Origin of the sequence: Saccharopolyspora sp. 6M (assembly GCF_020176775.1) — a bacterium.
GTDB classification, from domain to species: Bacteria; Actinomycetota; Actinomycetes; order Mycobacteriales; family Pseudonocardiaceae; genus Saccharopolyspora_C; species Saccharopolyspora_C gregorii.
In genome coordinates this window covers 1-13356 of record NZ_JAIUJZ010000064.1, presented here as the reverse complement: position 1 = coordinate 13356, position 13356 = coordinate 1, and the positions used below count along the sequence as shown (strand labels likewise).

Below are 13356 nucleotides of genomic sequence, written 5' to 3'. Positions count from 1 at the left end.
TCTTTGCCCCACCCGCCCCCCGCGTTGTTTTTTTACCCCCCCCCCCCCCCCCCCCCCCCCCCGCCCCCCCCCCCCGCCCCCGGGGGGGCCCCGGGGGCGCCCCCCCCCCCCCCCCACCCCGCATAGTCATCACGCTCTGACCAGCCAAAACGTCGTGGGATGGCGATCCTCACCGCCGGATGTCCCGAGTTGGCTAGACCGAACGGTCGAGCGCATTCCGGTGATCGCAGCCTATCGATCTCAACCGTTGGGCGATCTTTTTGCATGATCGCCTGGCGTTTACGGCCGTCCTGTTCGATCATTGCGACGACAGGGGTCGCGAGCGGCCCGACCTGTTCGGAGGGAAGGCGGGGACACTGTGGCTGACCTGAAGAAGGGTGCGCGAATTACAGGGAGCGCCCGGGACAAGCTTGCCAGTGACCTGAAGAAGAAATACGAGAAGGGTGCGAGCATTCGCGCTCTCGCCGAGGCGACCGGCCGTTCCTACGGGTTCGTGCACCGAGTCCTCAGCGAGTCCGGGGTGCAGCTGCGCGGACGTGGGGGTGCGACGCGGACCAAGAAGAAGTGACCCGGCGGGCATGATCGGTTCCATGCGGTCCGTTTTCGACCGGCGGGTAACGTCTTGCGCGGTTCCTGTCCGGTCAACGCAGAACTGATGGAGGCCCGCTTGGAGCAGTCGAGGATGGACGCCGACCTTCTGGACCGTGGCGGTGTGGGGCTCACGGTCCAGGGGCGGCGCGCCACCATCACACTTGATCGCCCGGACAAGTTGAACGCGCAGACGCCGGCCACCTGGGCGGCGCTGCGCGAAATCGGACAGTCCCTCGACCCGGAGGTCCGGGTCGTGGTGGTGCGCGGGCGGGGGCGCGCGTTCTCCGCGGGGCTGGACCGGCGGCTGTTCGGGGCCGACGAGGTGGACGGCGAACCCGGCCTGGTCTCGCTGGGGCAGCGCCCCACCGAAGAGGCCGACGCCGCGATCGCCACGTTCCAGCAGGGGTTCAGCTGGCTGCGGGAACCCGACCGGGTGACCATCGCGGCCGTGCACGGGCACGCCATCGGCGCGGGCTTCCAGCTCGCCCTGGCCTGCGACCTGCGAGTGCTGACCGAAGACGCTTCGCTGCGGATGGCCGAGACCGGGCTGGGGCTGGTCCCGGACCTCGGCGGCACCTTGCCGCTGGTGCGCGCGGTGGGTTACGCGCGTGCCGTGGAGATCTGCGTGAGCGGGCGGGACGTCCCGGCCGCGGAGGCGCTGCGGATCGGCCTGGCCAACTCGGTCGTCGTGGCCGACGAGCTCGACGCGGAGGTGGACCGGCTGGTGGAGGCGCTGAGCGCACCGCCGGAAGGGGCGGTCCGCGAAACGCTGGCGTTGCTGGCCCAGGCCGACGAGGCCGTGGACCCGGAGCAGCAGCTGGCGGCGGAGCGGGCGGCGCAGATCCGCCGGATCTCCGGCATGCTCGGCTCCGGCTGAGCGGTAGCGCGTTCTCGGCCCCGGGGCCTTCGGGCTCGGGGCGCGAGCGCCGAGATCCCCACATCGGGAGCTCTTCCGAACCGGGGCCGGTTCCGCATCGCGCGGGACCCCCCCCGGTTCGTTCCTGCGGGTCAGACGAGTCCGGGGACCCGGGCTCCGTAGTGCTGCAGGTTCGCCTTGTTCGCCTCGTCGCCGCCGACGGTGTTGGCGCTGCGCCACACCGGCAGCGGCACCTCCGCCCGCTGCGCGGCGTCGTGCAGCTCCACCAGCAGCATGTTCCACAGGTAGACGTTGGACAGCGAGGACAGCGGCGCGGTCACCGGTTCCGCCACCGGGTAGCTGGCGTCACCGCCCGGCACCAGCGTGTCCAGCACGATCCCCGCTTGGGCGGCGAGCGTGGTGCCCGCGCGCAGCGGGGCGTCGGCGGAGGCCAGCGGCGAGGTGATCGCGACGACCACCGAGCCGGCTTCGGCCGCGGCGACCGCCAGCTCCACCGGGTACGGGTTCACCCCGGAGTTGGAGAACACGACCAACGCGTCCCGCCCGCCGCGGAACCCCGCTTCGGCGAGGACCTCGCGGGCGAGCCCACTGGTGCGTTCGGTGTTCGTGGAGGCCACCGCGCCGTGCAGCGGAAGCAGATCGGGGTGGTACAGCGGACGCACCGCGGCCAGCCCGCCCGCGCGGTAGAACGACTCCATCACCCCGGCGAGGGAGTGGCCGGCGCCCGCGGTGAACACGAGGCCGTCCGCGCGCACGCAGTCGAGCAGCGCTTCGGCCGCCCCGCGCAGCGCCGCCGCGTTGTGCTCGCCGATGGCGCGCAGGTGCGCGAGGGTCGGTTCGGCGTGGTGCGGGCCGGTCACGGCTCGTGTCGGTTCCGGTGGGGGCGTGGCGGTCGAGGTGGCCTCGGGGCGGCCGGTGCCGGGATTGTCGGGCATGCGCGGACTCCTGGGTGCGAACTGCGGAACCCTGCCGGTCTATACCAATGGCGCGGGTGCTGGCAACCGAGGAGCGGCCCGCGGGCGGCGCCGTGTTGATCGCGGTGCGGTGATCACTCCCGCGCTACAATGATTACTCTGCGGTGTCGGTCGCGGGACGGGCGCCGCTGCACGCACGGGCCGACGCAAGATCAACAAGCGCAAGATCAACAGGGGATGCATGCCGCAGCGTAGGAATCGTCGGGTCCAGCTCGCCGACGCCGCGATCGAGGTGCTGGCGAGGGACGGGGGCCGCGGCCTGACCCATCGGGCCGTGGACCGCGAGGCGGGCTTCCCCGAAGGCACCACCAAGAACTACCACCCGAACCGGGATTCCCTGTACGTGGCGATCGCCCGGCGGATGGCCGATCAGCAGACCGCGGCGATGCGGCGGCTGCGGGAGAACATGCCGGAGGGCGTGTCCGCGGACGACGTGCGGGCGCTGTACCTGGCGATGCTGCGGCGGATGGCGGGCGCGGCGCGCTCGCAGTTCCTGGCGCTGTTCGAGCTCCAGCTGGAAGGCGTGCGGAACCCGCAGGTGCGCTCGGCGCTCGGTGAGATGACCCTGGCGGGGGTCGATTCGGCGGTCACCCTGCACGCCGCGGTCGGCGAACCGATCTCCGCGCGCGGCGGCGGGCTGCTGGAGGCCGGGATGATGGGCGTGGCGATGTCCATGCTGAGCCTGCCGGACGACGTGGTGGGGCGGATCGGGTTCGGCGATCCCGACGAGCTGGGGCGCTCGCTGCTGGGGATGGCGGTGGACGCGGAGCCGGCGGACGGCCTGCTGCGCGGGCAGGCGAGCTGACCGCTCCCGCCGCGAACCGGCCCCGCCGCGGAACCCGTCCCGCTCGCCGGGTGGCGAGTTCCGAGGTGCTGCGCGGGCCGTTCCTCCCCCTCGCGGGACGAGCGGTCCGCTTCGTCGTTCCGGTCCGGTGAGCTGGGGTTCCGCCCCAGGTGGCCGCGCTGCGCAGTGGCAAGATCACGACAGGGAGTCTTCGTTCTCCCGGTACCGCTGTCCGCGGGCGCCGAGCGGGTTGGCATCATTGCTCGCGGCGTGTCCATGCGAGACCAGCAGAATCGACTCCCGTGGGGTGCAACGAAGGCATGTCGAATCCGCCTCTGCAAGACGGCCCGGTCGAACCCTTGGCGGTCGTGTTCGCCCGCCTCTCCGACGTTCCGCTGGACCAGGTGGACAAGCTGATCGAGGCCACCGGCGCCGTCTACGGCGAGCTCAACAAGATCCACGGCCACCCGTACTGGGGCGAGCTGGTGCTGCACCAGGGCGCCGCGATCAAGGCCCTGCGGGAGGCGCGGGAGTGCCTGGACGCGCTGCGCTCGGAGGCGGTGGGCGCGCGCAACACCGAGCTGGGCGTCACCGTCGCCACCGCCGTCGTGGACGGCGAACGCCACTACGCCACGACCAGCGACGACAAGGCGTCCCTGGTGGAGAAGGTGCTGCGGCCGCCGACGGCGGGCCGGGCCGCGCACCTGTACGTGTGGGACCGGCCGTACGAGAGCGACGAGATCGCCGGGCCCTACCAGCAGCTGCGGATCGTGACCGACGCGGACGCCGAGGTCGGGGTGCTCAACTACACCGAGGAGTCCGAGGAAGGCGACCTCACCTCGTGGCACACCTGCAACCCGGCGCCGCTGGCGGACGCGCCGAAGCTCCGGTTCGACGCGGGCAGCGCGCTGCTGTTCCCGAAGGACTCGGTGCTGCCGTTCCGCGACCTGCGCGCGGGGCTGCTCGGCTACGTCGTCGACGGCTCCCGGCCGGACGCGGTGCAGTGGCAGCAGGCCCGCTGGGGCGACACCTGATCGTGCGGGTGGGCGCGGGCCGATCCGGTACCGCGTAACGGTTGGGTACACACTCCGTGACCTGGCCTGCGGCACGGCTCGTGGAGCATTGACTAACCGCACCCGGGGATGGTTCTTTCTCCTCACTTCTGGAGAAGGGTGGGGTGCATCGTGGGGCGGAGACTGCTCGTCGCGCTGCTCGTCCTGGGTGGCCTGCTCGTGCCGAACGCGGCCATCGCGGCGCCCGCCGAGCAGGGCGAGGCCCGGCTGCGGGTCGCGGTGCCGCAGCAGATCGACTCGCTCAACCCGTTCCTCGGGTACTCGCTGGCCGCCACCGACCTGTTCCGGCTGATCTACCCCACGCTGACGACCTACAGCCCCGAGGACTTCTCGGCCACCCCCGAGCTCGCGGAGAGCTGGGAGACCTCCCCGGACCGGCTGACCTGGACCTTCCGCATCCGGGACGGCGTGCGGTGGACCGACGGGCAGCCGGTCACCGCCCGCGACGCCGCCTACACCTACGACCGGATGATGCGGGATCCGGCGGCGGCCACCGCGAACGGCAACTTCGTGGAGAACTTCGCCTCGGTCGCCGCGCCCGACGAGCGGACCCTGGTGATCCGCACCAAGACGCCGCAGGCCACGATGCTGGCGATCGACGCGCCGATCGTGCCCGAGCACGTGTGGTCCGGGATCCCCGACGTCGCCGGGTTCGCCAACGACCGGATGCCGGTGGTCGGGTCCGGCCCGTTCGTGCTCACCGAGTACGAACCGGAGCAGTACGCGACGCTGCGCGCGAACCGGCGGTTCTGGCGCGGGCCCCCGAAGATCTCCGAGCTGCAGTTCGTGCAGTTCAAGAACACCGACGCCTCGGTGCAAGCGCTGCGCAAGGGCGACGTGGACGTCGCCCAGCGGCTCACCCCCGCCCAGTTCGACGCGCTCGCCGGGGAACGCGACATCGCGCAGGTGCGCGGTCAGGGCCGGCGGTTCTTCGAGATGCTGATCAACCCGGGTGCGGCCGACAGCGCGGGCGACCCCATCGGCAGCGGGCACCCGGCGCTGCGCGACGTCCGGGTGCGCCGGGCCATCGACCACGCCGTGGACAAGGAAGCACTGGTCGAGCGGGTGCTCAACGGCTACGGGCAGGTCGGCGGCGGCTACCTCCCGCCGATCTTCGACGACTACCACTGGAACCCGCCGCGGCCCCGCGAGTTCGACCTGGCCGAGGCGAACCGGCAGCTCGACGCGGCCGGCTACCGGCGCGGCCCCGACGGCGTCCGCCGCACCCCGCAGGGGCAGCCGCTGGAGCTGCGGTTCATGCTGCACGCCAGCGCCTCCGCCGACGCGCAGGTCGGGGAGTTCGTGAAGCGCTGGCTCGCCGACGTCGGCATCCGCGTGCGGCTCGAACCCGTCTCGGACAACCAGGTCAACGACCGCACCACCGCCGGGGACTTCGACCTGGCCATCTCCGGCTGGTCGGCGAACCCGGACCCGGACTACGTGCTGCGGCTGCAGACCTGCGCCTCCCGGCCCACCCCGGAAGGCGGCGGCACGCCCGACTCGTTCCTGTGCGACCCGGCCTACGACGACAGCTACGCGAAGCAGCTCGGGGAGTTCGACCCGGCGAAGCGGATCGAGCTGGTGCAGCAGGCCCAGGCGCGGTTCTACGAGCAGGCGTCCGCATCGGTGCTGTACTACCAGAACTCGCTGGAGGCCTACCGCTCCGACCGGTTCAGCGGGTTCACCGCGCAACCCGCCGACGGCGGCGTGATCACCGGGCAGCAGGGCTACTGGGGCTACTACGGGGCGCGGCCCACCGCGGCCGCTACGACCTCGCGGGCCGCCGACGACCGCACCACCCTGCTGGTGCTGGCCGGCGTGGTGCTCGTCGCGGGCGCGGTGGGCCTGCTGGTGGCGCGGCACCGGCGGGCCACCGTCGACGAACGGGAGTGAGGCATGGCCGACTTGACGGTCGAAGCCGGGGACCAGGCGGCCCGGGGCCGCGCCGGCGGGGGCTGGCCCGGGTACCTGGCGCGCAAGCTCGGCGGCGGGCTGGTGAGCGTGTTCCTGGTGGCGGTGCTCGGGTTCTTCCTGTTCCGGGTGCTGCCCGGCGACCCGGTGCGCACCATGACGCGCGGTGCGCCCGTGTCCGCCGAACAGCTGGAGCAGCTGCGGCAGCGGCTCGGGCTCGACCAGCCGCTGTGGAAGCAGTTCGTCGACTACCTCGGCGCGCTGGTGCGCGGTGACCTCGGCACCTCCTACACCTACAGCAGGCCGGTGGCGGAGCTGATCGGCGAGCGGTTCGGCCCGACGGTGCTGCTGGTGGGCACCGCGACCGTGCTGGCCGTCGCGCTCGGGTTGTGGATGGGCACCCGGGCGGCGTGGCGGCACGGCAGCGCGTTCGACAAGGCCTCCACCTCCGTCGCGCTGACCTTGTGGTCGGTGCCGACGTTCTGGCTCGGGCTGATCGTGCTCATGGTGTTCGGCGTCGGGGTGGGGCCGCTCCCGGGGCTGTTCCCCGTCGGCGGGATGGTCTCGCCGGACACGCCGCCGGTGCTGATCTCGCAGGTGCTGGACGTGGCGCGGCACCTGGTGCTGCCCGCGCTGACCATGGTCGCGGTGATCTACGCGCAGTACCTGATGGTGATGCGCTCCTCGCTGCTGGAGGAGATGGGCGCCGACTACCTCACCACCGCGCGCGCGAAGGGCCTGCGCGAAGACCTGGTGCGGCGCAGGCACGCGGTGCCGAACGCGCTGCTGCCCACCGTGACGTTGATCTTCCTGCACCTCGGGCTGGTCGTCGGCGGCGCGATCACGGTGGAGACGGTGTACTCGTGGCCCGGCTTGGGCCTGCTGACCTTCGAAGCGCTGCGCGTGCCCGACCTGCCGCTGCTGCAGGGCACGTTCATCGTGCTGGCCGGGAGCGTGATCGTGATGAACGTGGTGGCGGACCTGCTCTACCGGGTCTTGGACCCGCGGGTGCGTGCGGCATGACGGCCACCGAACCGGTGACCCCGCCGGAACGGGACGCGGCCCGGCTGGTGCGAGCGCGGCGGCGGGCGGCGGCGGGCGAGTCGTGGCGGGTGTTCCGCGCCGACCGCGGCGGGCTCGTCGGGCTGGTGCTGCTGGTGCTCATCGCGGCGCTGGCGCTGCTGGCACCGCTGCTCACCGACCAGACCGGGCTCGACGTCACCAAGGTGACCGGGGAGGCGCTGCAGCCGCCGAGCGGTTCGGCCTGGCTCGGCACCGACGAGTCCGGGCGTTCGGTGCTGCTGCTGACCTGGTGGGGCGCTCGGGTCTCGCTGCTGGTGGGGCTCGCCGCGGCGGTGCTGTCGGTGGTGATCGGCACCGTGGTGGGCGTGCTCGCCGCGCACTTCGGCGGCTGGACCGACGCGCTGCTGATGCGGTTCACCGACTTCTTCCTGGTGCTGCCCGCGCTGGTGCTGGCGATCGCGCTGTCCACCGTGCTGTCCCGGGGGCTCGGCACGATCGTGCTGGCCATCGGCGTGACCTCGTGGCCGACCACCGCGCGCCTGGTGCGGGCGCAGACCCTCACCGTGGAGGCCCGGCCCTACATCGAGCGCGCCCAGGTGCTCGGCGGCGGGAACCGGCACGTCATCGGCAGGCACGTGCTGCCCGCGGTGCTGCCGCTGGTGTTCGCGAACACCACGCTGTCGGTGGCCAGCGCGATCATCATGGAGTCCACCCTGTCGTTCCTCGGCCTCGGCGACCCGAGCCGGGTGTCCTGGGGCTCGATGCTCAAGTCCGCGATGGACACCGGGGCCGTCACCGGTGGCGCCTGGTGGTACCTGCTGCCGCCCGGCGTGGGAATCGTGCTGGTGGTGCTGAGCTTCACGTTGTGCGGCCGGGCGATGGAAGCGGTGTTCAACCCGAGGTTGCGGGGGAATCGATGAGCCCGATCCTGACGCTGCGCGGCACGTCCATCTCCTACCGGGGCACCGACGGCCTGGTGCCTGCGGTGCACGACGTGGACCTGAGCCTGGAACCCGGCGACACCCTCGGACTGGCCGGGGAATCCGGGTGCGGCAAGACGACGCTGGCGATGTCGGTGCTGCGGCTGCTGCCGCGCTCGGCGGTGCTCGACGGGGAGGTGCTGCTGGACGGGGAGGACGTGCGCGGCCTGTCCTTCGGCCGGATGCGCGCCGCCCGCTGGTCCACCGCCTCCGTCGTGTTCCAGGGCGCGATGCACGCGCTGAACCCGGTCCGCACCGTCGGCGCGCAGATCGCCGAACCGATGCGGCTGCACGGCACCGCCACCGGTGACCTGCGCGGGCGGGTGGCGGAGCTGCTGGAATCGGTGGAACTGCCCGCCGACCGCGCCGACGCCTACCCGCACGAGCTCTCCGGCGGGCAGAAGCAGCGCGTGATGATCGCGATGGCGCTCGCCTGCGACCCCCGCCTGATCATCGCCGACGAGCCGACGACCGCGCTGGACGTGGTGGTGCAGGCGCAGGTGCTGGCGCTGCTGGGCAGGCTGGTCGCCGAACGCGGCATCGCGCTGCTCATGATCAGCCACGACCTGTCGGTGCTGGCGGCGAGCTGCGCGCGGATCGCGGTCATGCACGAGGGCCGCATCGTCGAGCACGGGTCGTCGAAGCAGGTGATGGGCGCGCCGCGGCACGAGCACAGCCGGGCGCTGGCCGACGCGTTCCCCACCGTCGGCGACCCGAAGTTCCGGCTCGTCGAAGCGGCCCGTCCTGCCGGCCCGGCGCTGCTGGCCGCCGAAGGCGTGGCGGTGGAGTTCCCGGCGCGCTCCGGGGCGGCGGTGCGGGCGGTGCGCGGCGTCGACCTGGAGGTCGGCGCGGACGAGATCATCGCGCTCGTCGGGCAGTCCGGATCGGGGAAGACGACGCTGGCCCGCACCCTGCTCGGCCTCCAGCAGCCCACCACCGGGCGAGTGCTGTTCGACGGGGAACCGCTGCCCACCGGCAGCGCCGGGCTCCGCGCGTACCGGCGCCGCGTGCAGCTGGTCCTGCAGGACCCGACGGGGGCGTTGAACCCGCGCCACACCGTCTACGAAGCGGTCGCCGAAGGCCTGCGCATCCACGGCGACGTCGCCGACGAGGCCGCGAAGGTCGCCGAAGCGCTGGAGGCCGCCGAACTGCGGCCCGCGTCGAAGTTCCTGTCCCGCTTCCCGCACGAGCTCTCCGGCGGGCAGCGGCAGCGGGTGGTGATCGCCGGGGCGCTGGTGCTGGCACCGCAGGTGCTGGTCGCGGACGAGCCGGTCGCCTCGCTGGACGCGACGGTCCGCGGGGAGATCTTGGCGCTGCTGCTGCGGTTGCGCGTCGAACGTGGACTGTCCACTTTGGTCATCACGCACGATCTGGGGCTGGCGTGGAACATCGCCGACCGGGTCGCGGTGATGTACCGGGGCGAGATCGTGGAGCTCGGCACCGTCGAGCAGGTGCTGCTCGACCCGCGGCACGACTACACCAAGACCCTCCTGGCAGCAGTCCCCACCCTGGACCGCCGTCCTGCTTGATCTTCCCGTTCCCGACTCCCGTGAACGGTCGGGTGGCGGAACCTCAGCGCTTTCCTCGCTGCGGGATCGCTTTCACCGGTGGCTCCGCCACAGGAGAAAACGCTGTCCTCGCGAGGAAAGCGCTGAGAACCCGCGGGTGGTTCTGCTGCGTGCTGGGTTGCTGCTCACAGCGGCATCGCCGCTGACAGGAAAGGGAAGGACTGGGTGGGTTCGGTCCGCTCGGTCGGTCAGGTCCAGGCATCGACGACGGCGGGGTGGCCGGGGCGGTCGACGCGGATCACGTGGTCGGCGAGGCGTTCCGGGGCCACCTCGGCGTGGTAGCGGTCGAAGGCGGGCAGCGTCCAGCGCTCGGGCTCGGGCGTGTGGCGCGCCAGCGAGGCGCCCGGCAGCCACAGGTGCACCGTGCGGTCGAACGGCAGCCCGGCGCCCAGCAGCAGCGGACCGTCCACCAGCACCACCCCGCGCTCCGGCAGCCGTACCCGGTCGAGCCGGGGGGAGCGGTCGGTCGCGGCGTCCCACAGCGCGGGCAGCACCTGCCCGGTGCCGTCGTCGGCGAGCGGATCGAGGACTTCGCGGCGCAATCCGGCGAGGTCGAACCAGCTCTCGTAGAACGAATCCGGATCGTCGCGGCCGTGCTCGAACCGCAGCGAAGCGGGCCGCACGTACCGGTCCATCCGCACCCGCACCACCTCGCGCCCGCGCACCCGCAGCGGTTCCACCAGCCCGTCGGCGAAGCCCGCCGTACCCGCCGCGGCGGCCCCGTCGACCGCGACCCGCAGCCACCGGCGGCGCATGCCGTCCACGGCGTCGGCGAGCTCGCCCGCCAGCTTCTCCGGAGTGATCGCCCGAACCCGCATGCCGCCGTTCTACCCGACGTCCGGTGCGAGCCGTCGCTCAGCGCAGCGCGGGTTGCAGCACGCTCAGCCGCTGCGCCGCGGTGTCGAGTTCGGCGGCCACGCCCAGCGGAACGGTGCGCTGCGCCGCGCAGTGACCGAAGCCCAGTTCCCACAGCACCGGGATCCCGAGGTCCCCGAGCAGGTCCCGCAGCACCGCCCGCACCTCGTCCACCGGCCCGCACCCGCTCCACGAACCGAGCGCGATCCCGCTGGCCCGGTCGAACCACCCGGCGCGCAGCAGCTGCGTCAGCGCCCGGTCCAGCCGGTACGGGTCCTCGTCGACGTCTTCGAGCAGTGCGATGCCGCGCACCGGCGGCGGGGCCGCGTCCGGAGCGCCGAGCCCGGCCGCCAGCAGCGACAGGTTGCCGCCGTAGGTGATGCCGCGCGCCCGGCCCGGCACCAGCGCCTCCGCGCCGCCGCGGGTCAGGATCGTCACCGACTCCGGGGTGAACAGGGTGCGGCGCAGGTGCTCGCGGGCGGGCGCGTCGTCGATGAAGGCGCCGGTGCCGATCATCGGCCCGAACACGGTGGCGACGCCGAGCCGCACGCCGAACGCGTCGTGCAGGGCGGTCACGTCGCTGGACCCGGCGAACACCTTGTGCTCGGCGGCGGCCATCGCCGTCCAGTCGAGGTGGTCGAGGACCCGCATGCAGCCGTAGCCGCCGCGGGCGCACAGCACGCCGTCGATCTCCGGATCGCACCAGGCCCGCTGCAGGTCCGCGGCGCGGTCCGCGTCGGCGCCCGCGAGGTAGCGCAGCCGGGGGTGGCGTTCGCGCACGTGCTTGCCGGGCACGACCCGCAGGTCCCAGTCGCGCAGCAGCTGCAACCCGGCGTCGAGCTGGTCGGCGGGCACCGGGCCCGCGGGGGCGACCACGGCGACCGAGTCGCCCGCTCGCAGCCGTCGCGGCCGGTGTCGTTCACGGGTGCTCATGGCATGACTCCGTCCGGAGGTCCGGATCGTGGGGTGGCCAGAGCCTAGCGGGCCGCGAGTGATCGGGACCGCAGCCCGCGGCGGTGTGTTCGCGTTCGGCGAACAGCCCGGCCGGGTGGCGGGAAGCCCGGCGCACGTGGGTCGCAGGTGAACGCGCGGTGCCGACGGTGCTGCTGAGGGGCCGTGTCCGGCCGAACAGGGGACGGCTTCGCGAGCCGCGGGCCGGGTGGCTTACTGTCGAAGGTGCCATGGCTCGTGTCATCCACGTCTTCCGCCAGCCCGACCGGTTCGTCGCAGGGACCGTCGGGGAACCCGGCGAGCGCACCTTCTACCTCCAGGCGTCCGAGGACGTCCGGACGGTCAGCGTGCAGCTCGAGAAGCAGCAGGTCTCCGTGCTGGCCGAACGGATCGGCGCGCTGCTGGAGGAGGTGCAGCGCCGCTTCGACGCGGAACTGCCCGCCGCGCCGCCGGACGACTCGCTCGACACCGACCCGCTCGCGGTGCCGGTGGAGGAGGAGTTCCGCGTCGGCACCATGGGGCTCGGCTGGGACGCCGAGACCGAGGCCGTCGTCGTCGAGCTGCTCGCGGTCACCGAGGAGGAGATCGACGAGTCGGTGGTGCTCGACGACACCGAGGAGGGCCCGGACGCGGTCCGCGTGTTCCTCAGCCCCGCGGACGCCCGCGCGTTCGCCGAGCGCGCCGAGCGGGTCCTCAACGCGGGCCGCAAGCCGTGCCCGCTGTGCGGGGAGCCGCTGGACCCGGACGGGCACATCTGCCCGCGGCAGAACGGTTACCGCCGCTCCGAGGAGGACTAGCCGACCGTGCACCCCGATGATCCGGCCGTTCGCGAGGTCCTGGCACACGGCCGCATCGAGGTCGAGGGCCGGCTCGTGGAAGCCTCGAACGCCACGCTGTTCTGCTCCGTCGAGCACGAGGGCGTGACCGCCGAGTGCGTGTACAAGCCGGTGCGCGGGGAACGGCCGCTGTGGGACTTCCCGGACGGCACGCTCGCCGGGCGCGAGGTCGGATCGTTCCTGGTGGCGGAGGCGCTGGGCTGGAACCTGATTCCGCCGACGCTGCTGCGGGAGGGGCCGTTCGGCCCGGGCATGGTGCAGCTGTGGGTGGACACCGAGGAGGGTTCCGACCTGGTGGACCTGGTGCCACCGTCGGAGGTGCCGGAGGGCTGGCGCGCCGTGCTGCGCGCCCAGGACCACCGCGGTGACCCGGTGCTGCTGGCGCACTCGCCGCACGAGGAGCTGCGCAGGCTCGCGGTGCTCGACATCGTGATCAACAACGCCGACCGCAAGGGCGGGCACGTGCTGCACTCGCCGCGCGGCGAGGTGTTCGGCGTGGACCACGGGGTGAGCCTGAACGCGGAGAACAAGCTGCGCACGGTGTTGTGGGGCTGGATCGGGGAGCGCTTGCCCGCGGACGCGGTGGAGGCGCTGAGCCGGTTCCGCGCGCTGCTGGAGGGCGATCTCGCGTCCCGGCTGGCCGAGCACGTCACCCCGAAGGAGGTGCAGGCGCTCGTCGACCGCGTCGACGCCCTGCTCACCGCCGGCGAGTTCCCGGCCCCGTCCGGTGACTGGCCCGCCATCCCCTGGCCCGCGTTCTGACCGAGCCACCGAGCCGAACAGCCCGGAGCTCCCAGCCCTCTTGTCAGCGGCGAAGCCGCTGAGCAGCGACCACGCACGCACCCGGCACCGCAGCGGGTTCTCAGCGGGATTCTCGCGAGGACAGCTTTTTCCCTCGTGGCGGAGCCACTCGGGAAAAAGATCCCGCAGCGA

Annotated in this window: 13 protein-coding genes; 10 read left to right on the top strand and 3 right to left on the bottom strand. The window is 72.8% G+C overall.

Annotation, left to right across the window (positions count from 1 at the left end; translation table 11 throughout):
• Nucleotides 1-358 precede the first annotated feature (358 nt).
• On the top strand, nt 359-568 hold the full coding sequence (locus LCD31_RS10615; protein WP_009942935.1) for a helix-turn-helix domain-containing protein: 210 nt from the start codon (nt 359-361) through the stop codon (nt 566-568).
• A 114-nt stretch (nt 569-682) separates the two neighbouring features.
• A complete protein-coding gene (locus LCD31_RS10610; RefSeq protein WP_224957658.1) occupies nt 683-1468 on the top strand; it encodes an enoyl-CoA hydratase/isomerase family protein in 786 nt (261 codons plus the stop codon).
• 131 nt (nt 1469-1599) lie between these two features.
• Here the strand turns inward: LCD31_RS10610 and LCD31_RS10605 are convergent, their stop codons facing one another.
• Nucleotides 1600-2403 carry a sugar isomerase domain-containing protein gene (locus tag LCD31_RS10605; protein ID WP_224957656.1) on the bottom strand — a complete coding sequence of 268 codons (804 nt, stop codon included), beginning with the start codon at nt 2401-2403 and terminating at the stop codon, nt 1600-1602.
• Between the two features lie 220 nt (nt 2404-2623).
• On the opposite strand from LCD31_RS10605, the gene LCD31_RS10600 reads away from it, so the two are divergent.
• The 6 genes from LCD31_RS10600 (at nt 2624) to LCD31_RS10575 (ending at nt 9742) form a co-directional block, all read left to right on the top strand.
• Complete coding sequence (locus LCD31_RS10600; RefSeq protein ID WP_224957654.1) at nt 2624-3247, top strand: TetR/AcrR family transcriptional regulator; 624 nt, start codon at nt 2624-2626, stop codon at nt 3245-3247.
• A gap of 299 nt (nt 3248-3546) precedes the next feature.
• Nucleotides 3547-4260 (top strand): Imm1 family immunity protein, encoded by a 714-nt coding sequence (locus tag LCD31_RS10595; protein WP_224957652.1) that lies wholly within the window; start codon nt 3547-3549, stop codon nt 4258-4260.
• 150 nt (nt 4261-4410) lie between these two features.
• Nucleotides 4411-6192, top strand: coding sequence for an ABC transporter substrate-binding protein (locus LCD31_RS10590; RefSeq protein WP_224957649.1), 1782 nt, complete (start codon nt 4411-4413; stop codon nt 6190-6192).
• 3 nt (nt 6193-6195) lie between these two features.
• Nucleotides 6196-7233 carry an ABC transporter permease gene (locus LCD31_RS10585; RefSeq protein ID WP_224957648.1) on the top strand — a complete coding sequence of 346 codons (1038 nt, stop codon included), beginning with the start codon at nt 6196-6198 and terminating at the stop codon, nt 7231-7233.
• On the top strand, nt 7230-8153 hold the full coding sequence (locus LCD31_RS10580; RefSeq protein WP_224957647.1) for an ABC transporter permease: 924 nt from the start codon (nt 7230-7232) through the stop codon (nt 8151-8153). The genes LCD31_RS10585 and LCD31_RS10580 overlap by 4 nt, the downstream gene beginning before the upstream one ends.
• On the top strand, nt 8150-9742 hold the full coding sequence (locus tag LCD31_RS10575) for an ABC transporter ATP-binding protein (protein ID WP_224957646.1): 1593 nt from the start codon (nt 8150-8152) through the stop codon (nt 9740-9742). The genes LCD31_RS10580 and LCD31_RS10575 overlap by 4 nt, the downstream gene beginning before the upstream one ends.
• A gap of 227 nt (nt 9743-9969) precedes the next feature.
• Here LCD31_RS10575 and LCD31_RS10570 read toward each other — a convergent pair whose 3' ends face one another.
• Together LCD31_RS10570 and LCD31_RS10565 are read right to left on the bottom strand one after the other, a co-directional pair.
• Nucleotides 9970-10599 (bottom strand): uridine kinase, encoded by a 630-nt coding sequence (locus tag LCD31_RS10570; protein WP_224957645.1) that lies wholly within the window; start codon nt 10597-10599, stop codon nt 9970-9972.
• A 37-nt stretch (nt 10600-10636) separates the two neighbouring features.
• Entirely contained in the window at nt 10637-11569 is a 933-nt protein-coding gene (locus tag LCD31_RS10565; protein ID WP_224957644.1) for an LD-carboxypeptidase, read from the bottom strand.
• Between the two features lie 248 nt (nt 11570-11817).
• Between LCD31_RS10565 and LCD31_RS10560 the strand changes: the two genes are divergently transcribed.
• Nucleotides 11818-12384 (top strand): DUF3090 domain-containing protein, encoded by a 567-nt coding sequence (locus LCD31_RS10560; protein ID WP_224957643.1) that lies wholly within the window; start codon nt 11818-11820, stop codon nt 12382-12384.
• A gap of 6 nt (nt 12385-12390) precedes the next feature.
• A complete protein-coding gene (locus LCD31_RS10555; RefSeq protein ID WP_224957642.1) occupies nt 12391-13185 on the top strand; it encodes an SCO1664 family protein in 795 nt (264 codons plus the stop codon).
• The last annotated feature ends 171 nt before the right edge of the window (nt 13186-13356 follow it).

What these genes read in the sequence shown, in the direction of transcription:
- LCD31_RS10600 (WP_224957654.1), top strand. Translation starts at nt 2,624, where the DNA reads ATGCCGCAGCGTAGGAATCGTCGGGTCCAGCTCGCCGACGCCGCGATC.
- LCD31_RS10605 (WP_224957656.1), bottom strand. Translation starts at nt 2,403, where the DNA reads ATGCCCGACAATCCCGGCACCGGCCGCCCCGAGGCCACCTCGACCGCC.
- LCD31_RS10595 (WP_224957652.1), top strand. Translation starts at nt 3,547, where the DNA reads ATGTCGAATCCGCCTCTGCAAGACGGCCCGGTCGAACCCTTGGCGGTC.
- LCD31_RS10580 (WP_224957647.1), top strand. Translation starts at nt 7,230, where the DNA reads ATGACGGCCACCGAACCGGTGACCCCGCCGGAACGGGACGCGGCCCGG.
- LCD31_RS10570 (WP_224957645.1), bottom strand. Translation starts at nt 10,599, where the DNA reads ATGCGGGTTCGGGCGATCACTCCGGAGAAGCTGGCGGGCGAGCTCGCC.
- LCD31_RS10560 (WP_224957643.1), top strand. Translation starts at nt 11,818, where the DNA reads ATGGCTCGTGTCATCCACGTCTTCCGCCAGCCCGACCGGTTCGTCGCA.
- LCD31_RS10575 (WP_224957646.1), top strand. Translation starts at nt 8,150, where the DNA reads ATGAGCCCGATCCTGACGCTGCGCGGCACGTCCATCTCCTACCGGGGC.
- LCD31_RS10610 (WP_224957658.1), top strand. Translation starts at nt 683, where the DNA reads ATGGACGCCGACCTTCTGGACCGTGGCGGTGTGGGGCTCACGGTCCAG.
- LCD31_RS10585 (WP_224957648.1), top strand. Translation starts at nt 6,196, where the DNA reads ATGGCCGACTTGACGGTCGAAGCCGGGGACCAGGCGGCCCGGGGCCGC.
- LCD31_RS10565 (WP_224957644.1), bottom strand. Translation starts at nt 11,569, where the DNA reads ATGAGCACCCGTGAACGACACCGGCCGCGACGGCTGCGAGCGGGCGAC.